Origin of the sequence: Streptomyces sp. NPDC002884 (assembly GCF_040295245.1) — a bacterium.
In the GTDB taxonomy this organism is placed as follows: domain Bacteria; phylum Actinomycetota; class Actinomycetes; order Streptomycetales; family Streptomycetaceae; genus Streptomyces.
The window spans coordinates 79394-103795 of sequence record NZ_JBEOVB010000031.1 but is presented as its reverse complement, the minus strand read 5'-3'; the positions used below and the strand labels follow the sequence as shown (position 1 = coordinate 103795).

19 protein-coding genes are annotated in these 24402 nt (G+C 73.9%); 15 read left to right on the top strand and 4 right to left on the bottom strand.

The genetic code is table 11. The features are described from left to right. The first annotated feature begins 771 nt into the window (after positions 1-771). The 10 genes from ABT070_RS37330 to ABT070_RS37285 all read left to right on the top strand — a co-directional run bounded on the left by ABT070_RS37330 (position 772) and on the right by ABT070_RS37285 (position 13688). A complete protein-coding gene (locus ABT070_RS37330) occupies positions 772-1977 on the top strand; it encodes an acyltransferase family protein (RefSeq protein WP_351767349.1) in 1206 nt (401 codons plus the stop codon). 269 nt (positions 1978-2246) lie between these two features. Continuing rightward, positions 2247-3227, top strand: coding sequence for a mevalonate kinase (gene mvk, locus ABT070_RS37325; protein WP_351767348.1), 981 nt, complete (start codon positions 2247-2249; stop codon positions 3225-3227). Then, positions 3217-4299: a diphosphomevalonate decarboxylase gene (gene mvaD, locus ABT070_RS37320; RefSeq protein ID WP_351767347.1), complete on the top strand. Its 1083-nt coding sequence runs from the start codon at positions 3217-3219 to the stop codon at positions 4297-4299. The genes mvk and mvaD overlap by 11 nt, the downstream gene beginning before the upstream one ends. Beyond that, entirely contained in the window at positions 4299-5465 is a 1167-nt protein-coding gene (locus tag ABT070_RS37315) for a phosphomevalonate kinase (protein ID WP_351767346.1), read from the top strand. The genes mvaD and ABT070_RS37315 overlap by 1 nt, the downstream gene beginning before the upstream one ends. Beyond that, the gene (gene fni, locus ABT070_RS37310; RefSeq protein WP_351767345.1) at positions 5462-6553 is read left to right on the top strand and encodes a type 2 isopentenyl-diphosphate Delta-isomerase; all 1092 of its coding nucleotides are present in this window, start codon (positions 5462-5464) and stop codon (positions 6551-6553) included. Before ABT070_RS37315 ends, fni begins: the two co-directional genes overlap by 4 nt. Further along, entirely contained in the window at positions 6550-7611 is a 1062-nt protein-coding gene (locus tag ABT070_RS37305; RefSeq protein ID WP_351767344.1) for a hydroxymethylglutaryl-coenzyme A reductase family protein, read from the top strand. The genes fni and ABT070_RS37305 overlap by 4 nt, the downstream gene beginning before the upstream one ends. Positions 7612-7614: 3 nt before the next feature. Continuing rightward, positions 7615-8790, top strand: coding sequence for a hydroxymethylglutaryl-CoA synthase (locus tag ABT070_RS37300; RefSeq protein WP_351767343.1), 1176 nt, complete (start codon positions 7615-7617; stop codon positions 8788-8790). A gap of 417 nt (positions 8791-9207) precedes the next feature. Continuing rightward, on the top strand, positions 9208-10185 hold the full coding sequence (locus tag ABT070_RS37295; protein ID WP_351767341.1) for a 3-oxoacyl-ACP synthase III family protein: 978 nt from the start codon (positions 9208-9210) through the stop codon (positions 10183-10185). 85 nt (positions 10186-10270) lie between these two features. After that, positions 10271-12268 carry an FAD/NAD(P)-binding protein gene (locus tag ABT070_RS37290; RefSeq protein ID WP_351767340.1) on the top strand — a complete coding sequence of 666 codons (1998 nt, stop codon included), beginning with the start codon at positions 10271-10273 and terminating at the stop codon, positions 12266-12268. Beyond that, on the top strand, positions 12258-13688 hold the full coding sequence (locus tag ABT070_RS37285; RefSeq protein ID WP_351767339.1) for a nitrosuccinate lyase: 1431 nt from the start codon (positions 12258-12260) through the stop codon (positions 13686-13688). Before ABT070_RS37290 ends, ABT070_RS37285 begins: the two co-directional genes overlap by 11 nt. A 140-nt stretch (positions 13689-13828) precedes the next feature. Here ABT070_RS37285 and ABT070_RS37280 read toward each other — a convergent pair whose 3' ends face one another. Then, positions 13829-14011, bottom strand: a complete 183-nt coding sequence (locus ABT070_RS37280) for a hypothetical protein (protein ID WP_028807395.1) — start codon at positions 14009-14011, stop codon at positions 13829-13831. Then, on the bottom strand, positions 14008-14496 hold the full coding sequence (locus ABT070_RS37275; RefSeq protein WP_351767338.1) for a hypothetical protein: 489 nt from the start codon (positions 14494-14496) through the stop codon (positions 14008-14010). Before ABT070_RS37275 ends, ABT070_RS37280 begins: the two co-directional genes overlap by 4 nt. 712 nt (positions 14497-15208) lie before the next feature. Between ABT070_RS37275 and ABT070_RS37270 the strand changes: the two genes are divergently transcribed. After that, positions 15209-16273 (top strand): polyprenyl synthetase family protein, encoded by a 1065-nt coding sequence (locus ABT070_RS37270; protein ID WP_351767337.1) that lies wholly within the window; start codon positions 15209-15211, stop codon positions 16271-16273. A gap of 247 nt (positions 16274-16520) precedes the next feature. On the opposite strand, the gene ABT070_RS37265 is transcribed toward ABT070_RS37270, so the two are convergent. After that, positions 16521-17108, bottom strand: a complete 588-nt coding sequence (locus ABT070_RS37265) for a histidine phosphatase family protein (RefSeq protein WP_351767336.1) — start codon at positions 17106-17108, stop codon at positions 16521-16523. Between the two features lie 524 nt (positions 17109-17632). Between ABT070_RS37265 and ABT070_RS37260 the strand changes: the two genes are divergently transcribed. From ABT070_RS37260 to ABT070_RS37245, 4 genes are all read left to right on the top strand, one after another. Beyond that, positions 17633-19177 carry an FAD-dependent oxidoreductase gene (locus ABT070_RS37260; protein ID WP_351767335.1) on the top strand — a complete coding sequence of 515 codons (1545 nt, stop codon included), beginning with the start codon at positions 17633-17635 and terminating at the stop codon, positions 19175-19177. Between the two features lie 420 nt (positions 19178-19597). Further along, positions 19598-21316 (top strand): cytochrome bc1 complex cytochrome b subunit, encoded by a 1719-nt coding sequence (gene qcrB / locus ABT070_RS37255; RefSeq protein ID WP_351767334.1) that lies wholly within the window; start codon positions 19598-19600, stop codon positions 21314-21316. 208 nt (positions 21317-21524) lie between these two features. Further along, entirely contained in the window at positions 21525-21884 is a 360-nt protein-coding gene (locus ABT070_RS37250; RefSeq protein WP_351767333.1) for a DUF3099 domain-containing protein, read from the top strand. Positions 21885-22176: 292 nt separating this feature from the next. After that, a complete protein-coding gene (locus ABT070_RS37245; RefSeq protein ID WP_351767332.1) occupies positions 22177-23175 on the top strand; it encodes a polyprenyl synthetase family protein in 999 nt (332 codons plus the stop codon). A 124-nt stretch (positions 23176-23299) separates the two neighbouring features. Here ABT070_RS37245 and ABT070_RS37240 read toward each other — a convergent pair whose 3' ends face one another. Continuing rightward, complete coding sequence (locus ABT070_RS37240; RefSeq protein WP_351767331.1) at positions 23300-23776, bottom strand: carboxymuconolactone decarboxylase family protein; 477 nt, start codon at positions 23774-23776, stop codon at positions 23300-23302. Positions 23777-24402: the final 626 nt, after the last annotated feature.

Here is a 24402-nt window from a genome sequence, read left to right as displayed (position 1 = left end):
CCGGCTCCGGAGCGGCGCGCACACCCGGCCGTCCTGCCCCCGGCCCCACAGCTGACGCACCCTCACCCGGCTTGCGCACGGCCCCACTCGGGGCAGAGCACGCACCCGACGGCATCGCCGCCCCCGCCGCCGCCCCCGTGGCGCACGACCGCCGAGAAGGTGACCTGCGTCACTTCGAGGGGCTCTTGGCGTGGGGACGCCGCCCGTGTCACTATTCCCGGGCGTCACCCCTGCCCGGAAGTCGCTCCGGGACAGCGGACGATGCCGTATCCGCCGCCTTCCGCCGGCGAGAGCCACTCCACGCCACGCCCGGTACGGCGCAGCTTCCTGTCTTCCCCCCTCGGCCCGTCCGCCCGCAGGGGCCGGCGCCCCGCGGGGGACCAACCGGCCGCGCCGTGGCGTGGCGTGCCGTGCCGTGCGGGCGGGCGGTGCGACGGCCGCCGCACGACGCCCCTCGGGACCGTCCGGCCCGCCGCCCTCCCGGCCCGCCGGACCGCCTCTGCCGCCCCGCCCGCGGCCCGCCGCCGGCGCAGCACCGCCCCCGAGCCCCCGCCTGCTTGCCCGTCCTGGCCCGTCCCGCCGCGCCCCGTCCCACGGGCCGCCGCCCGCGGACGGGCCGAGAGGCGCGGGCCAGGGGGAGGCGCGGGGACCCGCCGGGCCAACAGCGCCCCGGCCACCGGATACCCCGGCCGGCCCGCAGCCCGCAGCCCGCAGCCCGCAGCCCGCAGCCCCGCTCCGCCCCGTCCCGTTCCGACCGAAAGGCAGGCGCGCATGGCAGACCGAACCGCCGCATCGACCCTCAGCGGTCCGCCGCAGCGCCGGCCCCCGCTGCCCTCGCTCACCGGCCTCAGGTTCCTCGCCGCCCTGCTGGTGTTCCTCACCCACAGCCTGATGCTCGGCAACCCCCTGCGGCCGACCGCGCCGCCCAGCCTCTTCGCCGACCTGGACCTCGCGAAGAAGCTGGCCGACTTCTTCCTGCCCGCCGGACCCATCGGGGTGTCCTTCTTCTTCGTCCTCAGCGGCTTCGTCCTGACCTGGTCCACGAACCCCGCGGACCCGGCCACCGCGTTCTGGCGGCGCCGGGCACTGAAGATCTACCCCAACCACATCGTCACCTGGGCCCTGGGAATGTGGCTGTGGGCCTCCGCCACCCCGCTGCACGCCTGGCTGGCGAACCTCTCCCTGGTGCACGCCTTCAGCAACCGGCCCGACACCGTGCAGAGCGTCAACTTCCCCTCCTGGTCCCTGTGTTCAGAGGTCCTCTTCTACGCGCTGTTCCCCCTGTTCATCCTCGGGGTACGGCGGATCGCCGAACACCGGCTGTGGCTGTACGCCGCCGCGGCGGTCGCCGGCGTGGCGGGCGTGGCCCTGGTGACCCGGTTCATCCCCCGCGGCATGGACATCCCCGGATACGACCTGCCGCTGAACCAGCAGTGGTTCAGCTACGCGTTCCCGCCGCCGCGCCTGTTCGAGTTCGTGCTCGGCATGATCCTGGCCCGCATCGTCGCCGCCGGCCGGTGGCCGCGCATCGGCCTGCTGCCCTCGGCCGCCGCCTTCGCCGCCGGCTACTGGGCCGCCCTCGCCGCCCCCGACCCCTACGACTTCAGCCTCACCACGATCGTCCCGATCGGCATGATCATCTGCGCCGCGGCCACCTCGGACCTGCGCGGCGAACGCGGCTGGCTGGCCGGCCGGACCATGGTGTGGCTGGGCAGCGTCTCCTTCGCCTTCTACCTCCTCCAGGCCCTGGTGATCTTCTACGGCCGGCCCGAGGTACTGGGCAGCCGCACCTTCGACACCCTCCCCGCCCTCGGCCTGCTGGCCGTGCTGCTCGCGGTGAACCTGCTGGCCGCCTGGCTGCTGTACACCCTGGTGGAGAACCCGGTGATGAAGCGGTGGAGCCGCAGCAGGAAGCAGCGGCCCCCGCAGGCCGCCCCCACCGGCACACCGCCGGTGCCGGCCGGCGAAGCCGTCTGAACCCGGGTCCCGGCCTCGGACCCGAGCCCGAACGCCGGACCCTCCGCCCGGCCGCGGCAGCAGCCCGCTACCAAGGGGCCGCTGCCCCCTGCGGACCCGCATCCGCCGCACCGCCGCACCGCCACCGCTGCACCGCTGCACTGCCGGCCCTTCAGGGCTGCCCGGATCCTGTCCCGCTCCACTGCCTTCCAGAACTGGACCGTGCGATCTCCATGCAGAACCGACAAGGGGAGCTGAGTGCGTTGACGCTACCGACCTCAGCGGAGGGGGTGTCAGAAAACCACCGGGCGCGCTCGGTCGGGATCGGCCGCGCCCACGCCAAGGCCATTCTGCTGGGAGAACACGCGGTCGTGTACGGGGCGCCGGCGCTCGCGCTGCCGGTTCCGCAGCTCACGGTCACGGCGAGCGCCGGATGGTCCTCCCGTGCCCCCGGCGATCCGGGCGGGGTGTCCTTCACGATGACCGGCTCCCCGTCACGGCCGATGATGACCCAGGCCTCCGACAGCCTGAGCCGGCTGACCGCCGAGTTCGAGACCGTCATGGGCGTGACCGACAGCCCGCGCCTCGACGTGATCATCGACGGCGCGATCCCGCACGGCCGCGGCCTGGGCTCCAGCGCGGCCTGCGCCCGCGCGGTCGTCTTCGCCCTCGCCGACCTCTACGGCCGCGACCTGAGCGAGAGCGCCGCCTTCGACCTGGTGCAGACGGCCGAGAACGTGGCCCACGGCCGCTCCAGCGGCGTCGACGCACGCGCCGTCGGCGCGACCGCCCCGCTGCTGTTCCAGGCCGGCCGGGCGAGCGAGGCGAGCATCGGCTGCGACGGACTGTTCATCATCGCCGACAGCGGCGTCGTGGGCCGCACCAAAGACGCCGTCGAACTGCTGCGTGAGGGATTCCAGCGGCACACCGGGGCACAGGAACGCTTCGTGCGCCGCGCCACCCAGCTGACCGACGAGGCCGGGCGCGCCCTGGCCGGCGGCCGGCCGCAGCAGCTCGGCGCCCGCCTGACGGACTATCACGACCTGCTGCGCGCGGCCGGCCTCAGCACCCACAGGATCGACCGCCTGGTCGAGGCCGCGCTCACGGCGGGCAGCCTCGGAGCCAAGATCACCGGCGGCGGCCTGGGCGGCTGCGTGATCGCCCTGACCCAGCCGGTGCAGGCACGGGAGGTCACCGCCCGCCTCCACGAGGCCGGCGCCGTGCAGACGTGGGCCGTACCGCTGAGGGGACTTGCCGACCATGCGCGCTGAACACCCGGCCCCGCCGGCCGCACCGCAACAGCAGCAACAGGAGCAGCAACAGCAGCGGCGGGAGGGCCGGCAGCACGCCACCGCCGTCGCCCATCCGAACATCGCCCTGATCAAGTACTGGGGCAAGCGCGACGAGCGGCTCGTCCTGCCGCGCGTCGACAGCCTGTCGATGACCCTGGACATCTTCCCCACCACCACCCGCGTCGGCCTGGACCCCGGAGCCGACCACGACACGCTCACGCTGGGCGGCCGGCCCGCCCGGGGCGAGATGCTGCGCCGCGTCACCGCCTTCCTGGACCTGGTGCGGGCACAGGCCGGCCGCTCCGAGCGGGCCGTCGTGGACAGCCACAACACCGTCCCCACCGGGGCCGGCCTGGCGTCCTCCGCGAGCGGTTTCGCCGCCCTCGCCGTCGCCGCCGCGGCCGCCTACGGTCTCCGCCTCGACGCCACCGCCCACTCCCGCCTGGCCCGGCGCGGATCCGGCTCGGCCTCCCGGTCGATCTTCGCCGGCTTCGCCCTGTGGCACGCCGGCCCGCCCACCGCCGCCACCGAGGCCGAGGCCGACCTCGGCTCCTACGCCGAGCCGGTGCCCGCCGCGGGCCTGGACCCCGCACTGGTCATCGCCGTCGTCAACGCCGGCCCCAAGGCCGTCTCCAGCCGCGAGGCCATGCGCCGCACCCTGGACACCTCACCGCTGTACGAGCCGTGGGCCCGCTCCAGCGCGGACGACCTGAGCGAGATGCGCGCCGCGCTGCGCCGGGCCGACCTCGAGGCGGTGGGGGAGATCGCCGAACGCAACGCGCTCGGCATGCACGCCACGATGCTGGCGGCCCGCCCCGCGGTGCGCTACCTGGCGCCGGCCTCGCTCACCGTCCTGGACAGCGTGCTCCAGCTCCGGAAGGACGGCGTCTGCGCCTACGCCACCATGGACGCCGGGCCGAACGTCAAGGTGCTCTGCCCGCGCACGGACGCGGAGAGGGTGGCCCGGGTGCTGCGCGGTACCGTCCCCGACGGTACGGTCCTCATCGCCCGGCCGGGCCCGGGCGCCCGTCTGCTGCCGGGGGAGCGGTGATGACGGGCCGCCCCGCCGTGGTGCGGCGCGCGCCGGGCAAACTGTTCGTCGCGGGCGAGTACGCGGTCGTCGACCCCGGCAACCCGGCGGTCCTGGTCGCCGTCGACCGCTACGTCACCGTCACCGTCTCGCACCGGCCCGGCACCGCGGTGGAGATCACCTCCGACCTCGGCCCGCACGCCCGCCTGCACTGGCACAACGGCCGGCTCACCCCGCCCGACGCCCCCGACGCCCCCGACGCCTCCGGCGACACCGGCCCGCACGGCCCGTCCGGCGACACCGCCCCGTCCGGCGCGCCCGCCGGGCTGGCCCACGTGGTCTCGGCGGTCGAGACCGTGGCCCGGCTGCTGGCCGAACGCGGCCTGCCCGTACCCGGGTTCGGCCTGCGCGTCGAAAGCGGCCTGCACGACAACGGCACCAAGTACGGCCTGGGCTCCAGCGGCGCGGTGACCGTCGCCGCCGTCGCCGCCGTCGCCGCCTTCTGCGGACTGCGGCTCCCGCCCGAGGACCGCTTCCGCCTCGCCGTGCTCGCCACCGCCGAGATCGACCCCCGAGCCTCCTGCGGCGACCTCGCCGCCAGCACCTGGGGCGGCTGGATCGCCTACCGGGCACCCGACCGGACCGCCGTGCGCGACCTGGCCCGCCACCACGGCGTCCGGACAGCCCTGCGCACACCCTGGCCGCAGTTCGCGGTACGCCGGCTGCCGGCGCCCGCGGGCCTGCAACTGGAGGTCGGCTGGAGCGGGACACCCGCCTCCACCGCCGCCCTCGTCTCCGACCTGGACCGGCGGACCTGGCGCGGCAGCGCCTCCCACCGCGCGTTCACCGCCGCCACCACCGACTGCGTGCGCGCCTGCGTCACCGCACTCGACCACAAAGACCCCCGCGGCCTGCTGGAACAGATCCGGCGGGCCCGGCGCGAGCTGGCCCGGCTGGACGACGAGGTCGGACTGGGAATCTTCACGCCCGAACTGACGGCGCTGTGCGACGCCGCCGAAGCCGCCGGCGGCGCGGCCAAACCCTCCGGGGCCGGCGGCGGCGACTGCGGCATCGCGCTGCTGGACGCCGAAGCCACACGGGACATCGAACACGTGCGGGAACGGTGGGCCGCGGCCGGGGTGCTGCCCCTGCCGGTCCGTCCCGCCGCGGAAGGAAACGAACAATGATCGGACAACGCAAGGACGACCACGTCCGGCTCGCCGTCGACCAGCAGCGCGAGCACAGCGGACACAACCAGTTCGACGAGGTGTCGTTCGTCCACCACGCCCTGGCCGGCATCGACCGGCCCGACGTGTCCCTGGCCACGACCTTCGCCGGCATCTCCTGGCCGGTGCCGCTCTACATCAACGCCATGACCGGCGGCAGCGAGAACACCGGCCTCATCAACCGCGACCTGGCCACCGCCGCCCGCGAGACCGGCGTGCCCATCGCGTCGGGATCCATGAGCGCCTACTTCAAGGACTCCTCCTGCGCCGGCACCTTCAGCGTGCTGCGCGAGCACAACCCCGACGGGTTCGTCATCGCGAACATCAACGCCACGGTCTCCGCCGACCACGCACAGCGCGCCGTCGACCTGCTGCGCGCCGACGCCCTCCAGATCCACGTCAACACCGTCCAGGAGACGGTGATGCCGGAAGGGGACCGCTCGTTCTCCGCCTGGCCCGGGCAGATCGAGAAGATCGCGGCGGCCGTCGACGTCCCCGTGATCGTCAAGGAGGTCGGCTTCGGCCTGAGCCGCCAGAGCGTGGCCACCCTGAAGGACCTCGGCGTACGCGTCGCCGACCTCGGCGGCCGCGGCGGCACCGACTTCGCCCGCATCGAGAACGGCCGCCGCCGCCTCGGCGACTACGCCTACCTCGAAGGCTGGGGCCAGTCCACCGCCGCCTGCCTGCTGGACGCCGGCGACGCCGGCCTGCCCGTCCTGGCCTCCGGCGGCGTGCGCAACCCCCTCGACGTCGCCCGCGCCCTGGCCCTCGGCGCCGCCGCCGTCGGCGCGTCCGGCGGATTCCTGCGCACCCTCCTCGACGGCGGCGTCTCCGCGCTCGTCGCACAGATCTCCACCTGGCTGGACCAGCTGGCGGCGCTGCAGACGATGCTCGGCGCACGCACCCCGGCCGACCTGACGCGCTGCGACGTGCTCCTCCACGGCGACCTGCGCGCCTTCTGCGCCGACCGGGGCATCGACACCCGGCCGCTGGCCCGGCGCTCCAGCAGCCCGGACGCCCTCCACGAGATGACGGGAAGCACACGATGACTGAGGCGCACGCGATCGCCGGGGTCCCGATGCGGTGGGTGGGACCCCTGCGCATCTCGGGCAACGTCGCCACCACCGAGACCCACGTCCCGCTGGCCACCTACGAGTCGCCGCTGTGGCCCTCCGTGGGCCGCGGCGCGAAGGTCTCCATGCTGGCCGAGCAGGGCATCGTCGCCACCCTCGTCGACGAGCGGATGACCCGCTCGGTGCTCGTCGAGGCCGCCGACGCACAGGCCGCGCTCACCGCCGCGCGGACCATCGACGCCCGCATCGGCGAACTGCGCGAACTCGTGCGCACCTCCAGCAGGTTCGCCGAACTCATCGGCATCCGCCACGAGATCAACGCCAACCTGCTCTTCGTCCGCTTCGAGTTCTCCACCGGCGACGCCTCCGGCCACAACATGGCCACCCTCGCCTCCGACATCCTGCTCGGACACCTCCTGGAGACGATCCCGGACATCTCCTACGGATCGATCTCCGGGAACTACTGCACGGACAAGAAAGCCACCGCGATCAACGGCATCCTCGGCCGCGGCAAGAACGTCGTCACCGAACTCCTCGTCCCGCGCGCCGTGGTCGAGGACGTCCTGCACACCACGGCCGCGAAGATAGCCCAGCTCAACCTCCGCAAGAACCTCCTGGGCACCCTCCTGGCCGGCGGCATCCGCTCGGCCAACGCCCACTTCGCCAACATGCTCCTGGGGTTCTACCTGGCCACCGGCCAGGACGCCGCCAACATCGTCGAGGGCTCCCAGGGCGTCGTCATGACCGAGGACCGCGACGGCGACCTCTACTTCGCCTGCACCCTGCCCAACCTGATCGTGGGCACCGTCGGCAACGGCAAGGGACTGTCCTTCGTCGACACCAACCTCGCCCGCCTCGGCTGCCGGGCCGACCGCGCCCCCGGGGAGAACGCCCGCCGCCTCGCCGTCATCGCCGCGGCCACCGTGCTGTGCGGCGAACTCTCCCTCCTCGCGGCCCAGACCAACCCGGGCGAACTGATGCGCGCGCACGTCCAGCTGGAACGCGACAACACGACAGCAAAGGTCGGTGTATAGGAAATGGCCAGCGATCTCGCCGTAGGAATCCACGATCTGTCGTTCGCCACCACCGAGTTCGTCCTGCCGCACACGGCACTCGCCGCCCACAACGGCACCGACATCGGCAAATACCATGTGGGCATCGGCCAGCGGTCGATGAGCGTGCCCGCCGCCGACGAGGACATCGTCACCCTGGGCGCGGCGGCCGCCGCACCCATCGTCGCCCGGCACGGCAGCGACGCCATCCGTACCGTCGTCTTCGCGACGGAGTCGTCGATCGACCAGGCCAAAGCGGCCGGCGTGTACGTGCACTCCCTGCTCGGCCTGCCCTCGGCCACCCGCGTCGTCGAACTCAAGCAGGCCTGCTACGGGGCCACGGCCGCCCTCCAGTTCGCCATCGGCCTGGTGCACCGCGACCCCGCACAGCGCGTCCTGGTCATCGCCAGCGACGTCTCCAAGTACGACCTGGACAGCCCCGGCGAGGCCACCCAGGGCGCGGCCGCCGTCGCCCTGCTGGTCGGCGCCGACCCCGCCCTGGTGCGCATCGAGGAGCCGTCGGGCCTGTTCACCGCCGACGTCATGGACTTCTGGCGGCCCAACTACCGCGAGGCCGCCCTCGTCGACGGCCAGGAGTCCATCACCGCCTACCTCCAGGCGGTGGAAGGCACCTGGAAGGACTACGTGGAACAAGGAGGCCGCAAACTCGACGAGTTCGCCGCCTTCTGCTACCACCAGCCGTTCACGAAGATGGCCTACAAGGCCCACCGCCACCTGCTGAACAGCAACGGACACGACACCGACGAGGCCAGGGTCGCCCGCGACCTCGCACTGACCACCGCCTACAACACCGTCGTCGGCAACAGCTACACCGCCTCGGTCTACCTCGGCCTGGCCTCGCTCCTGGACCACGCCGACGACCTCACCGGGCAGGCCGTGGCCTTCCTCAGCTACGGCTCCGGCAGCGTCGCGGAGTTCTTCGCCGGGACCGTCGTCCCCGGCTACCGCGACCACCTGCGCACCCAGGAGCACCGCGACGCGATCGACCGGCGCGAGACCCTCGACTACGCCCGCTACCGCGCCCTGCACCGGCGCTCCTTCCCCACCGACGGCGGCGACCACCCCACCCCCGAGCAGACCACCGGCCGCTACCGGCTGGCCGCCCTGCGCGGCCACAAGCGCATCTACGAAACCCGCTAGCCCCCACCACACCGGCCACCGGTCCCCACACCGGCCACCGGCACCAGTACCAGTACCGCCACACCGGCCACCGGCGCCGGCTCGAGCACGGCCGCCCCGGCACCACACCGGCACCGACACCACACCGGCACCGACACCGGTATCGCCGCCGGCCGCCGGCTCGAGCGCAGCCGCCCTCGCCCCCCGGCCCCGCCCCGCGCCCACCCGTGCGGGCGGGGCCGGGACGCGTCACCGCCCGGCCCGGCCGCCGCGCCCGCCGGACCGGCGCCGGCGCCGGTCCGGGCACCGAACGCACCCGCACACGACGAGCGGCAGCCCCAGCGGGCCGCCCGCCCGGCGGGGGTCAGTCACGGCCGCGCACCCGCCGGCCGGCCGCACAGCCAGCGCACCACCACCACGTGAGGGGAGGGCAGGCGCATGACCGATACAGGGATCCTCGGCACCGGTGCCTTTGTGCCGGACCGGGTTGTCTCCAACGACGAAGTCGGCGCGCCGGCCGCGGTCGACGACGCCTGGGTCATCCGCAAGACCGCGATCCGCGAACGCCGCTGGGCCGCCGACGACCAGGCCACCTCCGACCTGGCCACGGCCGCGGGACGGGCCGCGCTGCAAGCGGCCGGCATCACCGCCGACCAGCTCACCGTGATCGTGGTCGCCACCTCCACCCCGGACCGGCCCCAGCCGCCCACCGCCGCCTACGTCCAGCACCACCTCGGCGCCGCCGACGCGGCCGCCTTCGACATCAACGCCGTCTGCTCCGGCGAGGTGTTCGCGCTCACCGCCGTCGAGGGCATCCTCGCCCGCCGCGGCGGCCACGCCCTCGTCATCGGCGCGGACGTCTACTCCCGCATCCTCGACCCCCACGACCGCAGAACGGTCGTCCTCTTCGGCGACGGCGCCGGCGCGATGGTCCTGGGCCGCACCGGCCACGGCGCACGCATCCGGCACGTCGCCCACCACACCTTCGGCGAACTGGCGCACCTCATCCAGGTGCCCGGCGGCGGCAGCCGGCTGCCCCTGGACCAGCACACCCTCCAGGCCGGCCGGCAGTACTTCACGATGGACGGCCGAGCGGTACGCCGCTTCGTCGAGGACCGCCTGCCCGCGCTGACCAAGCAGTTCCTGCACGAGGCGGGCGTCGCCCCCGACGACATCAGCCACTTCGTCCCGCACCAGGCCAACGGCGTCATGCTCGACACCGTCTTCGCCGAACTGGCCCTGTCCCGCGCCACCATGCACCTGACGCTGACCCGCTACGGCAACACCGGCGCCGCCTCCATCCCGATCACCCTGGACGAGGCCGCCCGTGCGGGCGCCTTCCACCCGGGCGAGCTGATCCTCCTGGCCGGATTCGGCGGAGGCATGGCGGCGGGCTTCGCGCTGCTCGAGTGGTGAAAGGGGCGGGGGCCACAGGCGTCCTCCACACCCCCGCGCCCAGCGGCCCTCGCTCTGTTGCTCGACATCGGCAGAAACAGGAAACATGACAACGAGACATCGCTCCGTGTGCGTGATCGGCGCAGGCCCGCGCGGACTCTCGGTTCTCGAGCGACTGTGCGCCAACTTCCGCTCGCAGCCCGAGGGCAGCACCGTCCGCATCCATGTCGTCGACCCCTACCCGCCCGGCCCCGGCAAGGTGTGGCGCACCGACCAGTCCCGCCACCTCCTCATGAACACCGTGGCCGGACAGATATCGGTGTTCACCGACGCCAGCGTGGACCTGCGCGGCCCCCTGGAGCCCGGACCGAGCCTGCACGAGTGGGCCCTCGCCCTCGGCGCCGGCGAGTTCGGCGACGGCCATCCGGCCGAAGCCCTCGCCGAGGCCCGCCGGCTGGACTCCGACACCTACCCCACCCGCGCGTTCTACGGCCACTACCTGCGCTGGGCCCACCAGCGCGTCATCGACGGCGCCCCCGCCGGACTGACCGTCAGCACCCACCCCCACCTCGCCGTCGCCCTCGACGACGACCCCGGCACCGGCGACACCGCCCTCCAGCGGGTGACGCTCAGCGACGGCAGCGTCCTGCCCGGCCTGGACGCGGTGATCCTGTGCCAGGGACACCTGCCGGTGCGCGCGGACACCGCCGAACGCGACGTCGCCGCCCGGGCCCGGCAGGCCGGACTGCTCCACATCCCGCCGGCCAACCCCGCCGACGTCGACCTCGACGTCCTGCCCCCCGGCACCACGGTGCTGCTGCGCGGCCTCGGCCTGAACTTCTTCGACCACCTCGCCCAGCTCACCGCCGGCCGCGGCGGCACCTTCACCCGCGTCAGCGGCCGCCTCGTCTACCACCCCTGCGGACGCGAACCGCGGATCCACGCCGCCTCCCGGCGCGGCGTGCCCTACCAGGCCCGCGGCGAGAACGAGAAAGGCCCCCACGGCCGTCACGAACCGCTCCTGCTCACCGCCGAGCGCATCGCCCAGCTGCGCCGCACCCACGAGAGCACCGGCCTGGACTTCAAGGACCAGCTGTGGCCGCTGATCTCCCGCGAGGTCGAGGCCGTCTACTACCGCACCCTGCTCACCTCACGCGGATACACCGCCCGGGCCCAGCAGTTCCAGGACGACTACCTCGCCGCCGGACCGCAGTCGCACCACACCGACGCCGTCATCGCCGCCCACGGCATCGGCGAGAAGGACCGCTGGGACTGGGAACTCATCGCCCGCCCCTACCGCGACCGCCAGTTCACCGGCCCCGACGACTTCACCGGCTGGCTCCTGGACCACCTGCGCGAAGACGTCGCCGAAGCCCATTCCGGCAACGTCAGCGGCCCCCTCAAAGCCGCCCTCGACGTCCTGCGCGACCTGCGCAACGAGATCCGTCTCGCCGTCGACCACGGCGGCCTGCACGGCGACTCCTACCGCACCGACCTGGACAACTGGTACACCCCGCTCAACGCCTACCTGTCCATCGGCCCGCCCGCCCGGCGCGTCGAGGAGATGATCGCGCTGATCGAGGCCGGTGTCCTGCACGTCGTCGGGCCGGCCGTACAGGTCGACGCCGGCCGCGGCGGATACACCGTCAGCTCACCCCTCGTACCCGGCTCGGCCGTACGGGTCGACGCCCTCGTCGAGGCACGCCTGCCCGAGATCACCCTCACCCGCACCGCCGACCCCCTCCTGCGCCACCTCCTGGCCACCGGCCAGTGCACCGCCTACCGCATCCGCACCCGCCCCACCGGCAGCCACGAGACCGACGGACTGGCCGTCACCACCCGCCCGTTCCGCCTCATCGACGCGGCCGGCCGGCCGCACCCGCGCCGCTTCGCCTTCGGTGTGCCCACCGAGTCGGTGCACTGGGTGACGGCCGCGGGCATCCGCCCCGGCGTCAACTCCGTCACCCTCACCGACTCCGACGCCATCGCCCGCGCCGCACTCGTCTGCGCCGGCCGCACCCCGCCCGGCGCGGAGGAGAACACCGCCGCCCCCGGCGGCCAGGCCCCCACGCATCCACACCAAGGACTCACGCATGCCCACTGACACCACCCTCACCGCGGACCCGGCCGCGGCGCAGCCGGACCCCGGTCTGCTCGCGCCGGTCTGGGCGGGCACCCCCGCCGCGGCCGCGGTGTCCGACGGCGCGTGGCTGCAGGCCATGCTGGACGCCGAGGCGGCACTGAGCCGGGCGCAGGCCCGCCTCGGCACGGTCCCCGGCACCGCCGCCCGGGTGATCACCGAGTCGGCGCGCGCCGAACGCCTCGACCTCGTCTCCCTGGCCCGCCAGGCCCGCGAGTCCGCCAACCCGGTGGTGGCGCTGGTACGGGAGTTCACCGCGCTGGTCGCGGCAAAGGACCCCGACGCCGCCGCCTACGTGCACCGCGGCTCCACCAGCCAGGACATCCTCGACACGGCGAGCGTCCTGGTGGCCCACCGCACCCTGCGTCTGATCCGCGCCGACCTGGCCCGCGTGGACCAGGCGCTGGCCGCCCTCGCCGCACAGCACCGCGACACCCTCATGGCGGGCCGCACCCTGGCCCTGCACGCCGTCCCGACGACCTTCGGCCTCAAGGCGGCCGGCTGGCGCCACCTCGTCCTGGACGCGGCCCACAAGATCGACGACCTCGACGCCGGGGGACTGCCCGTCCAGCTCGGCGGCGCCGCCGGCACCCTGGCCGGCTACCTCCAGCACGCGCCCGGCGCCGAGCCCGCCGCCTACGTGCGGGAACTGACCGGGGCCTTCGCGGCCGAACTCGGGCTCAGCGCCCCCCTCCTGCCCTGGCACGTGCTGCGCACCCCGGTGGTGGACGTGGCCACCGCCGCCGCGTTCCTGTGCGGAGCCCTCGGCAAGATCGCCGTCGACGTGCTCTGCCTGACCCGCACCGAGACGGCCGAGGTGCACGAGCCGGCGCCCGGCGGCCGCGGCGCGTCCTCGGCGATGCCGCACAAACGCAACCCCGTCCTCGCGACCGCCATCCGCTCCGCCGCCCTGCAGTCACCGCAGCTCGCGGCGACCGTGCTGGCCTGCATGCCGAGCGAGGACGAACGCTCCGCCGGCGCCTGGCACGCCGAGTGGGAACCCCTGCGCGCCCTGCTGCGGCTGGCCGGGGGAGCGGCCCACCAGGCCGTGGAACTGACCTCGCAGCTGTCGGTGGACCCGCGGCGCATGCGCGCCAACACCGCCCTGACCGCAGGGCAGATCGTCTCCGAACGCGTCGCCGCCGTCCTGGCGCCGCTGCTGGGGAAGACCGAGGCACGCCGGCTGCTCAACGAGGCCTCCGCCCGCTCGGCCCGCAGCGGCGAGACCCTCGCCGACCTCCTCGCCCAGGACGGCCGGGCCGCGGCCGCCCTCGGCGCCACCGACCTCACCGACCTGTTCGACCCGCAGGCCTACACCGGAGCCGCCGGCGCCCTCACCGACCGCGCCCTGTCACGCTCCCTGCCACCCGCGAACAGAACCTAGGGCGCAGGCCGGCGGGCAGACGGGACAGGCCGGCGAGCGGGCGGGCAGGCAGACGGGCGGGCGGGGCCGGGTGCCGCCGGTGCGCCGACCGCCGTGGCAGCGCGGCCGCCCGGACCCGCGACGCCGTCCCCGGCCGGGGGTCAGGGCCGGCGCCGCAGCGCGATCTGCGTGAGCTCGTCGATGTCGAACTCCGACCGCCCCGGCGTGCCGTAACGGGTGATCTTCCCGCGGCTCACCCACTTGCGGATGGTCGCCTCGGACACCCCCGCCGCCAGAGCGGCCACATTCGTGGGAACGAGCCGGTGACGCGGCGGCCTGGTCATGCGCTGACCGCCCGCTGCCGCCGCTCCATCAGCGGCCGCAGCGTGATCCACTCATGCATTTCCCAGGTATGCCCCGACGAGCACCCGATGCTGCCCCTTCCCGCGTCCGGGACGTTCTGCGACGAAGTACTGATCGTCCCCGGGCAGTTGTCCACCACACACTCCGTGATGAGCGCGCGGAAATCACCGGGACCCGGATCGACGGTGCACAGCAGTTCGGCCCGCAGACCCTCCATCTCGTCCGCGAAATCGGCGGCCGCCGGCTGGGCCGCAAGCCACTCCAGATTGAGCAGCAGAAACCGCGCCAGCTGGCCGACGCTGCGCTGCGGGGCGGCTTTGCCGAGTTTTTCCGCAACGAATCCCGACCACGACTCGAGAATGGCGATGATGTTGTGCCGGGCATCGAGCGCCGACAGGTTCAGATGATCCCTGCTGCGGCTCCCGGACACCCTCGTCTGGCTCAGCCGCCTGGATATGGGGGCCACGTTGTGCAGACTCTCCTGGTAGAGCCCGGGAAGCGCACGCAGACTGCACTCCACCTGCCTGATACACGGGACACAGAGGACGGACCCGGCGGCCGCGCGGAGTTCCTGGGTGTGGTTTCCGGGGCATGCGTGAAACTCCATGAATCTCCTTCATGAGGTGGCTCGCCCTGCGACCGGCACGGCTCCATCAATTCCCCGTGCTGATCGCTGCATTCGATGTCGGATCGGTGACCCTCAAAAAAAGGGGGGTGCCGCGACCGGATCCCGCGCCGAGAACCACCGAAAGAGAAACCGCAGTGGTGACCGGACGGTCTGCGCCGGTGAATTCCGGCAGAGAGTTCGGATCCGGCCCCGCGAGTACCGGTTCTGATGTGTTCAGCGGACAAAGCACGTCGTGTGCGTTCCGACCCCCCGATGCTGCCCAGACGTAACTATGGGTGCACTGGGGAGACTTCCACGGCGCAATTGAGGGTGTCAACGCGCACCATTCGCAATCGATCGCCCCTAAAGGGGAACTCCAGGCTCGCCCCGACCCCGAGCCCGCACCCGACCCCGCACCGCATCCGAGCCCCGCATCCGAGTCCGTACCCGCGTCCGCCCCTTCCCCCGCCGCCGCCACCCGCGCGGCCGGCCCGGACCCGGGGGCGACGGCCGGCCCGCCATCCCCGGCGCCCCGACACCAGCACCCGTACACCTATGTGAGGAGACACGTGTGACTACGGACCTGACCACCCGGTCCGGCCCCGAGGGGACCGCCGCCCGCCGCACCAGCACCGATCTGCTGCGACGCGTCGAGGACCGGCTGCGCTCCTTCCTCTCGGCCGAACGCCGGGAGTGGGCCGAAGTGAACGAACGGGCGGTCGTCGCCATCGACGCACTGTCGGAACTGACCGCCTCGGGCGGCAAACGCATCCGGCCCGCGTTCTGCATCGCCGGCTACCTCGCCGCCGGCGGCGACCCGGACGACCCCGGGATCGTCGAAGCCGCCGCGGCCCTGGAGATGCTGCACATCTCCGCCCTCATCCACGACGACGTCCTGGACGACTCCGACCAGCGCCGCGGCCTGCCCACCGTCCACGCCAAGCACACCGCACTGCACAGCAGCCGCGGATGGCAGGGGGAGTCACGCCGCTTCGGCGAAGGCGTCGCCCTCCTCGTCGGCGACCTGGCACTGGTCTACTCGGGCGAGCTGATGTCCAAGGCCCCGCAGACGGCCCTCGCCGAGTGGAACAAGCTCCGCTCGGAAGTGATGATCGGCCAGTACATGGACGTCGCCGCGGCCGCCGAGTTCTCCGTCGACCCCGAGCTCTCCCGCTGGATCGCCCTGATCAAATCCGGCCGCTACACCATCCACCGCCCCCTGGTGGTCGGCGCGAGCGCGGCGGGACAGCGCGAACTGGCCGCCGCCTTCACCGAGTACGGCGAGGCGGTGGGCGAGGCCTTCCAGCTGCGCGACGACCTCCTGGACGCCTTCGGCGACTCCGCGGACACCGGCAAGCCGGCCGGCCTGGACTTCACCCAGCACAAGATGACGCTGCTGCTGGGCTGGGCGATGCAGCGCGACGAACACATCCACCGCCTGATCACCGAGCCCGGCCACACCCCCGACGAGGTACGCCGCCGGCTCGTGGACACCGGCGTCCCCGACGACGTCGAACAGCACATCGCCGGCCTCGTCGAACGCGGCTGCAAGGCCATCGCCGACGCCCCCGTCCCCCAGGCGTGGCGCGACGAACTCACCGCGATGGCCCACCGGGTCGCCTACCGCAACGCCTGAGAGACCGTCCCGGCCGGCCTGACCACCAGGCCGGCGGCCGTGCCGGCGGAGCGGCCGGTTCCGGACGGCCCGCGGGAGCTGTCCCCGCGGACGGTCCCGGCCGCTCCGGTACGGCCCCGGGCCGCCGGCCGACGCCGGCACGGGGGACCGGCAGGCGCCGGCCGCCGTCGTGTTCGTGGCCCTGACGGGCTGTCTCCGCGCCCCGTCTCTCGCGGCCCACGGCAGGCGTCGAGGCGGCGGGCTGCCGCTACGGGACGTTCCAGGCGCCGATGAACGGCTGTCCGTCCTCGGTGCCCAGGAAGCCGAGCGTGCCTGGATGCGGATGGCCCAGCAGGCGGCCGGCGGACGCGTCGAGGCCGAGCCAGCGTACGGCGAGCACGCGCGCCAGGTGACCGTGCGCGACGACGGCGACATCGCCGTCGCCCAGCAGCGGCCGGATCCGGTCCAGTACCGCGTCCGTACGCGCGGCCACCTGCTGGATCCGCTCACCGGGACGGCCGGCACCGCCGGGAACGACGCCGTCCCGCCACAGGTCCCAGCCCGGCCGCGTCTGCCGGATCCGCGCTGCGGTCAGGCCCTCGTAGCCGCCGTAGTCCCACTCCATCAGGTCGGGATCGGGCCTGACCCCGGCCAGGCCCGCCAGCTCGGCCGTCCGCACAGCGCGGCTCAGCGGGCTGCTGAACACGGCAACCGGACGGCGTCCGGCCAGCCTCGGAGCGAGTGCCTTCGCCGCCGCCTCACCCGCGTCGGTCAGCGGAACATCGGTACGGCCGGCGTGCCGGCCCGACAGGCTCCATTCGGTCTGACCGTGCCTGATCAATATCAGTTCGCCCATGGCCGCGCACGATAGCTGGCCACGAGGCACGGCCGGCCGCTCCGGGCTCCCGCCCCTCGGCCACCGTGCCCCGGACAGCACGCCGCGGCCCGGCGGCCCCCGGGCCGGCCGTGCTCCGGCACCCTCCGGCCCGCCCCCCCGCGCGCCTCCCGCAGGCGGCCCCCGCACGCCCCTCCCGCAGGCGGCCCGGGTGGGCGTCCCCGCACACCCCCCCCGCACACGGCCCGGCACACCGCGCGCTCGACGTGCGCCGGAGCCCCCCTCGTGAATCCCTCGACACTCGCTTGAACCCGCGCCCGCCGCCCGCCCCCGCCGGCCCGGGCCGTCCGGCGCCGGACGGCGGCCGCGGCGTACGCATCCCACCAGGCACATCGCCCCCGCCGCCCCGGGCGGCGAGCCGCCCCCGCCGTCAACACGGCCGGGCCGCCTCGGCGACGGCGCCCCCGACCGGCCGGAACGCGCCCTGCCCCACTGGCGGCCCGCATCGCATGATGCAACCACAACGCACAGGGAGGGCCGCCGAGTTGAGTCCGCACGCACGCGCAGACGCAGGCGGCCACGGCCACGCCGTGGTGATCGGCTCCAGCCTCGCGGGGCTCACCGCGGCACGGGCCCTGGCCAACTTCATGGACCGGGTCACCGTCATCGAACGCGACTGGCTGCCGCGCGGACCCGGCCGGCGCCGGGGCCTGCCCCAGGCCCGCCACACCCACCCCCTCACCACCGCCGCCCAGCAGGGCCTGGAGCAGCTCTTCCCCGGCATCGGCCAGGACCTCACCCGCGCCGGCGCGGTCCGTGTCCGTATGCCCGAGGACATGCTGCTGCTCGGCCCCGGCGGCTGGCTGCCCCGGTTCGACTCGGGCCTGTCGATGCTCAGCGCCGGCCGCGACCTGACCGACTCGGTGGTACGCGACCGCCTGCGCGCCGACCCCAAGGTGGCCTTCCTGCCGGAACACGAGGTCGTCGCCCTGGAGGAAGGCCCCCACGACACCGTCACCGGAGTATGGGCACGCGGCCGGGACCGGCGGACGCCCGACGGCTGGACACCCCGGCGCCTGATCCCCGCCGAATTCGTGGTGGACGCCTCCGGACGCACCTCACACGCCCCCCGGTGGCTGGCCGAACTCGGCTACACCCCGCCCCCGCAGACCGTCGTCGCCGCCCCCACCACCTACGCCACCGCCGTCTTCACACCCCCCGTCGGCCATGTCGCCGACTGGAAGAGCCTGCTGCTCATGGCCTCGCCCGGCAACCCCCGCCAGGGCATCCTCAGCCCCGTCGAAGGCGGCCGCTGGTCGGTCTCGCTCAGCTGCGCCGACGGCACACCGCCACCCACCGACCACGAGGGCCTGCTGCACGCCGCGGCCGCCCTGCCCCACCCCCTGCTGCACGACCTCCTCGAGGCCGCCACCCCTCTCGGCCCGGTCTACAGCTGCGCCCGCACCGACAACCGCCGCCACCACTACGAGAAACTGCGCCGCTGGCCCGACCAGTTCCTCGTCGTCGGCGACGCCCTCGCCGCCCTCGCCCCCGCCCACGGCCACGGCATGACGCTCGCCGTGCAGCAGGCCCTGGTCCTGGACCACATGCTGGCCGCCCACCAGAGCGCCGTCGGCCTCGGCTACCGGCTGCGCCAGGCCCTCGCCCACCGCATCGCCCCCGCCTGGCGGGCGAGCCTGCGCAGCCTGCACACGGCCCGGGCGGACCACGCCGGGACGGCCGGCCCGCGCACCCGGCTCACCCGCGGCTATGCGGCCCGGATCGCGGCCGCCGCGACCACCGACCCCCATGCGGCGACGCTGCTGCTCCAGCAGCACCAGACGGCCGCCCCGCCCACCGCCGCGCTGCACCCCCGCGTCCTGCACGCCGCCCTGCGCGCGGGGAGCGGCGGCCCGCACCCGGCGCCGCCGCCCAGCCTCACCCACGGCCCGCAGGCACGAAAGCGCCGCCCCGCCGCCCCGGACACCCCCGCCACCGCGGCCCCCGCCGGCTCCGCCCGGCCCCGGCCCGCAGGCCCGCCCGCCCAGCCGCCGGCCCCGGCGCCGGCCGGAGACCCGCGCCGGCCGTGAACACCCGCCGCCGAGCGGCGGGTTCCAGCCGCATGGCCACCTCGCGCCGTCGCGTGCACAAACCGCCCGGTCATACGCTTCGAGCATGAAGAGAGTGGAGCAACAAGCCCCCGTGCAAGCCCACTTGAACACCACACGCCACTCGCACACCTACAACAGGCCAGCAAAAACAGCCCTGTTGCATGCGAGGAGTACCGGTGTGTGCCCGCCCGGCTCCCAACTGGCCCGAGAACCGGCCCAGTACAGACTTGAGTATCGCTTGAGCGCGGTTGTTCGCCCACCTCACGCGTCGATAGCGTTCGATCCGCTCCAGGGCACGGGCCCGCTTGCGCCGCGGCAGGCCGCCCCCACCCCCGACCGCTCACCGGCCGGGCGGGGTGTGCCTGTGACGGCCGAGCGGCGACGGGAGGGCGCGCGGGTATGAGCACGATCGAGGAGGCTCCGCCGAGCGGGCGCGCTGAAGCGCCCAAGGGCGAGCGCATCGCCGACTGGGCCGACGGACGGCTGGGGATCTACAACTTCGGATTCCTGGCCCGCAAGGTCTTCCCCGAACACTGGTCGTTCATGTTCGGCGAGATCGCGCTCTACAGCTTCGTCATCCTCATCCTCACCGGGACCTGGCTCACCCTGTTCTTCGAGCCGAGCATGGCCGAGACCGTCTACCACGGCTCCCACGTCCCGCTCCAGGGACTGCCGATGTCCAGGGCCTACGCCTCCACGATCGACATCAGCTTCGAGATACGCGGCGGCCTGTTCATCCGCCAGCTGCACCACTGGTCGGCCCTGACCATGATCGGCGCACTCTGCCTGCACACCCTGCGCCACTTCCTCACCGGCTCGTTCCGCAAGCCGCGCGAGGTCAACTGGCTGATCGGCTTCGTGATCCTCGTCCTGGTCATCCTGGAAGGCTTCCTCGGGTACTCACTGCCCGACGACCTGCTCTCGGGCACCGGCCTGCGCATCGCCGAAGGCGTCACCCTCGCCATCCCCGTGGTCGGCACCTACGTGACCATGTTCCTCTTCGGCGGCGAATACCCCGGCCAGGACGTCGTCCCGAGGTTCTACAGCCTCCACATCCTGCTGATCCCCGGCATCATGCTGGCCCTGGCCGTCATCCACCTGATCCTGGTCTTCTACCACAAGCACACCCAGTTCCGGGGCCCCGGCCGCACCGAGAACAACGTCGTCGGACAGCCCCTGATGCCGCACTACACGGCCAAGGCCGGCGGCTTCTTCTTCCTGGTCTCCGGCGTCCTCGCCCTGATGGCCGGCATCGCCCAGATCAACCCCATCTGGTCCTTCGGCCCCTACCGCGCCGACCAGATCTCCCAGGGCTCCCAGCCCGACTGGTACATGGGCTTCCTCGAAGGCGCCCTGCGCGCCTTCCCCGCCTGGGAATGGAACACCCCCGGCGGCTACACCATCAACTTCGGCGTGCTGATACCGGCCGTCGTCCTGCCCACCCTGATGATGCTCGTCCTGGCCCTGTGGCCCTTCCTCGAAGCCTGGGTCACCGGCGACAAGGACGAACACCATCTCCTGGACCGGCCCCGCGACCACCCCACCCGCACCGCCTTCGGCTGCGCCTTCGTCGCGCTGTACCTGGTCCTGCTGTTCGGCGGCGCCAACGACGTCCTCGCCGAACGCTTCCAGCTCTCCCTCAACCAGATCACCTACGCGGTACGGATCGGGTTCTTCCTCGTCCCGGCACTGACCTACGTCGTCACCAAACGGATCTGCCTCGGCCTCCAGCTGCGCGACCGCGACAAGCTCCTGCACGGCCGCGAGACCGGAAAGATCAGAAGGCTGCCGCACGGCGAGTTCGTCGAGGTCCACGAACCCCTCGACCGCGGCCAGGAGTACGCCCTGCTGGCCAGGGAGATCCGCGAGACGGCACCCGCGCCCGCGGCCGAACACGACGGAGTGCCCAACCCGCGGGCCCGCAAGGAGATGCTGCGCCACCGCCTCAGCCGCTGGCTGTACGGCGGACAGGTCCCGCACCCGACCCCGCAGGAGATGCGGCAGGCCCGCGCCCACCTCGACCACACCCCGGACGGCCACGCCTCGCCGAACGGACACCTGGACACCGCCCGGCCCAGCGCCCTCCCGCAACGCGAACCGGACCAGGAACTGCACTGACCCGGCGGCGCGGACGGTCAAGGGACAGACCGCCCGCGCCGCCCCCGTACCGCCGCCCCGAAACCGGCGGCACAGGCACACCCCGCACCACACGAGCCCTGCACCGAGCGAGTCCCGCACGCCGCACGCTCCGGCTCCCCCCGGGAGCCAGAACCCCCCTTCCTTTCCGGCCATCCGGCACGAACGCCGGAGCGTCCACGGAGGCCCGATGCGCCGAACACCCTGGCACCGGCACGGCCCCCGCCCCGCGTCCATCACCCAGGCCCGCACCGGCCTGTCCCAGGACCTCCGCGCCCGCCAGCGCCGCTACCTCGCCGCCATGCTCGTACGCAGCGCCTGCGTGGTCGTCATGGCCGCCACCTGGAACCGCTGGCCCGCCCTCGCCCTGTGCGCCCTGGCCGGCGCCTTCCTCATCCCCTACGTCGCCGTGGTGGCCGCCCAGGCGGGCTGGCGCCAGCAACGCGGCGCACGCCCCGCCCTGACCCGGATCCACGAAGAGCCCGCCGCCACCCGCGTCCCCCTCGAACCCACCCTGATCCTCCCGCCGGAACACCACACCGCGGCCTGACCCGGCAGCCCACCGCGCACCACCACCGCCACCCCCGACGGCCCGCACCGGACCGCCCGCCCGCCACCACAGCGCAGCGCAGGGCAGCGCACCGAGCCGGGCGGGTGCGGCACGGCCGGCAGGCAGGCAACGAGCCCCCCGGCCACCCCGCACCCGCCCGTCACGGCACGGCACGGCACGGCGATGGCCCCGACGACCGCCGCCCCCGGCCACGCACCCCGCCCCCGGCCACGCACCCCGCCCGGGCCCCGCCCCGCCCCGTCCCGCGCACACCCAGCGAAGAAGGCCTGCGATGACGAGCGTTTCCGCGCCCCCCGCTGACACCGGCTCGATCCAGCAGACCCGTGCCGGCATGCTCGCCCTCGTCGAACAACGACTGCGCCACCTCCCCGCACCACAGGAAGCCCACCGTGTTGACGCCGCTCCCCGGGCGGCGCAGCCGGCCGAGGACCCCGCCGCACTCGTCGCCGACGGCGGCACACGGCTGCGGCCGCTGTTCTGCGTGAGCGCATTCCTGGCCGCGGGCGGCAACCCCGGCGACCCGGTCGCCGTCGACACCTGCGCCGCCCTCGCACTGCTGCACCCCCGCGCCCGGCTCCACGCCGACAGCACCTCCGCCGCCGAGACCGGCGCGCTCTTCGGCGACCGGGCCCGCGCCCACGCCGACAGGCTGGCCACCCGGCTGCCCGCCGCGGCCCGCACGGTGTGGAACGACCTGCGCGCCGAACCGGCCACCGGCCCGCACCCGGACCACGCGACCACGAACCCGGCCGCCGCCGACAACGCCGCAGGCTCAGCGCTCTCCGCGCTCTCCGCGCTCTCCGGCCACCGGGCCGGGCCCGGGCCCGGCCGCGGCACGCTCCACCGCCCCCTGGTCCTGGGAGCCCTGCTCGCCGGCCGCCCCGAACTGGCCCCCTCCTTCGAGGACTACGGCCTGGCCCTCGACGAGGCGTCCCGGCTCCGCGACGACCTCATCGACGTCTTCGGCCCCGCCCAGGACACGGACCGGCCCACCGGCCCAGGCCCCGCCCGGCACAGGGCGACCCTGCTCCTGGCCGTCGCCGCGGAACGCTCCCCGCACGCCGGCGCCCTCCTGGCCCGCAACGGGCATGCGGACGCCGCACTGCTGCGGCGCCTCCTGGACGAGAGCGGCACGAAAGCCACCGCCGAACGCAGGATCGCCGGCCTGGTCGACAGGGCCTGCGCCGCACTGGCCACCCCGGCCCTCGGCCGGCCCTGGCGCCAGGAGTTCTCCCGCCTCGCCACCCGGCTGGCTTACCGCGGCGACTGACACACCGCGGCGACTGACACCCCGGCCGGCCCCCGGACACGACAAGGCCGATGTTCCGGACACCGCTCAGCGCTGCCCGGAACACCGGCCCTTGTCGTGTACGTCCGTCCGTACGTACGTCTGCCTAGCCGAGCTGACCGGGCTGGTAGTCGCCGCCGGGCTGCCGGTTGATGACGAGAAAACGGTTGGTGGCGTTGATGAGCGCGATGAGCAGCGTCAGCGCGGTCAGCTGCTCCTCGTCGTAGTGCTTGGCGGCGTTCGCCCAGGCCTCGTCGGTGACCCCGCCGGCTCCGTCGGCGATCCGGGTGCCCTGCTCCGTCAGCTCCAGCGCGGCGCGCTCGGCCTCGGTGAAGGCGTTGGTCTCCCGCCAGGCCGCGACCAGGTTGACGCGCAGCGCGCTCTCGCCGTCGTGCGCGAGGTCCTTGCTGTGCACGTCGGTGCAGTAACCACAGCCGTTGATCTGGCTGGCGCGGAGCATCACCAGGTTCTGGGTCGCCTTCGGCAGCGTCGACTCCTTGATGATCACCATGCTCGCCGTGTTGATGTACTTCACGGTCTTGCCTGCGATCTCGCTGCCGAACAGGTTCAAACGGGCTTCCATGACGTGTCCCTCGCGTCGTTGACAGATACACCTCTACGACGGGCCCGCCCCCCGGAATGTGACACCACCGAATGTGACGCACGTCTCCCGTCAGCCGTCCGCCCCATGACACCCCTTCGCCCGACGACTGACGCCACATCAGGCCCGCCTGCCCGGACGTTCCCGGGACGGCGGGCCCTTTTCCGCGTTCCGGCAGCACGGCAACGGACCCCGGCCCGAGCGGCACGGATCCGAGCCCGAGCCCGAGCCGGGGGAGGGGACCGCACCCCGCCCCGCCTCACCCCGCCCCGCTCGCGCGGGGGTGCAGGTGCATCCGGTCCGGCACCCTGCCCGGAATCAGGGGACAAGCGGGCCCCCTGCCTCCTGCCACCCCCCCCGTGCAGCGGGCTCGGGGCCCGCCCCGGGAACGACCGTCCGGCGGGGACAGCCGTCCGGCTGAAGCTCCGCAGCGCCTCTTGCGCCGCGCAGCCGGCCGCCCTTCACGACCACATCCCTCACACCCGCACGCCCACCGGTCGCGGACGAGCGCCGGTACAGCGCCGCTCGAGCAACCCCGCACGCAACACCGCGGATCCGGCCGATCAGGCAGCTCTTTGTGCCATCCGCGACGGAGCGGACCGCGTGGG

Coding starts and splice junctions, on each gene's coding strand:
- mvaD (WP_351767347.1), top strand. CDS start 3,217: ATGCGCGCTGAACACCCGGCCCCGCCGGCCGCACCGCAACAGCAGCAA.
- ABT070_RS37285 (WP_351767339.1), top strand. CDS start 12,258: ATGCCCACTGACACCACCCTCACCGCGGACCCGGCCGCGGCGCAGCCG.
- ABT070_RS37265 (WP_351767336.1), bottom strand. CDS start 17,108: ATGGGCGAACTGATATTGATCAGGCACGGTCAGACCGAATGGAGCCTG.
- ABT070_RS37245 (WP_351767332.1), top strand. CDS start 22,177: ATGACGAGCGTTTCCGCGCCCCCCGCTGACACCGGCTCGATCCAGCAG.
- qcrB (WP_351767334.1), top strand. CDS start 19,598: ATGAGCACGATCGAGGAGGCTCCGCCGAGCGGGCGCGCTGAAGCGCCC.
- ABT070_RS37295 (WP_351767341.1), top strand. CDS start 9,208: ATGACCGATACAGGGATCCTCGGCACCGGTGCCTTTGTGCCGGACCGG.
- ABT070_RS37305 (WP_351767344.1), top strand. CDS start 6,550: ATGACTGAGGCGCACGCGATCGCCGGGGTCCCGATGCGGTGGGTGGGA.
- ABT070_RS37250 (WP_351767333.1), top strand. CDS start 21,525: ATGCGCCGAACACCCTGGCACCGGCACGGCCCCCGCCCCGCGTCCATC.
- ABT070_RS37330 (WP_351767349.1), top strand. CDS start 772: ATGGCAGACCGAACCGCCGCATCGACCCTCAGCGGTCCGCCGCAGCGC.
- ABT070_RS37300 (WP_351767343.1), top strand. CDS start 7,615: ATGGCCAGCGATCTCGCCGTAGGAATCCACGATCTGTCGTTCGCCACC.
- ABT070_RS37240 (WP_351767331.1), bottom strand. CDS start 23,776: ATGGAAGCCCGTTTGAACCTGTTCGGCAGCGAGATCGCAGGCAAGACC.
- fni (WP_351767345.1), top strand. CDS start 5,462: ATGATCGGACAACGCAAGGACGACCACGTCCGGCTCGCCGTCGACCAG.
- ABT070_RS37280 (WP_028807395.1), bottom strand. CDS start 14,011: ATGACCAGGCCGCCGCGTCACCGGCTCGTTCCCACGAATGTGGCCGCT.
- ABT070_RS37290 (WP_351767340.1), top strand. CDS start 10,271: ATGACAACGAGACATCGCTCCGTGTGCGTGATCGGCGCAGGCCCGCGC.
- ABT070_RS37315 (WP_351767346.1), top strand. CDS start 4,299: ATGACGGGCCGCCCCGCCGTGGTGCGGCGCGCGCCGGGCAAACTGTTC.